General features: G+C 56.5%; 1 pseudogene. It reads right to left on the minus strand.

From position 1 onward, the window contains the following. A pseudogene (locus ONV78_RS31880) lies at positions 1-469 on the minus strand (IS3 family transposase); the annotation flags it as partial. Positions 470-529 lie beyond the last annotated feature (60 nt).

A 529-nucleotide genomic window follows, 5' to 3' on the forward strand; every position in this document is an offset into this window, starting at 1 on the left:
GCTCGCTGCGCTCGTTCCGCCTGATACCAAGCTTGCCGGCTAATCCCCAAGAGACGACACGCCCTGCTGACGGTCAATCCGGCTCCGCGTTCTTGCGTGAGGACTTGCCGGGCCGCTTTTTTACGAACACCCCGTAATCCTTCTCCATCACATCGACAATCGCTTCGAAGAACTCAGCTTTCTGTTCCGCCAGACGCAGCTTCTCCTCAAGCTCCTTGATCCGCTGTTCCGGGGTAGGTGGGGACTTCGGCATGGTGGGACTCCTGTTCACACGGCGGGAGGTGACGCCAGGACTCCAGTCCTGGCTGCCATATCGACGCAACCACGTTAGCACCGTCGAACGGCCTTGGATACCGTAGCGGGCCTGAGCCTGTTAATAAGTCAGCTCTCCGCCTTCGACCTGATCCACCACCGCCTGTTTAAAAGTCAGAGTGTAGTCCCGTTGCGTTCGCTTAACTCGCTGATTCATCACATTCTCCCAAAGTTAGGGCTGGAATGTGTCAACTCTATTCAGGACGGATCAAAGGAA

Origin of the sequence: Hahella sp. CR1, from assembly GCF_029813005.1 — a bacterium.
In the GTDB taxonomy this organism is placed as follows: domain Bacteria; phylum Pseudomonadota; class Gammaproteobacteria; order Pseudomonadales; family Oleiphilaceae; genus Hahella.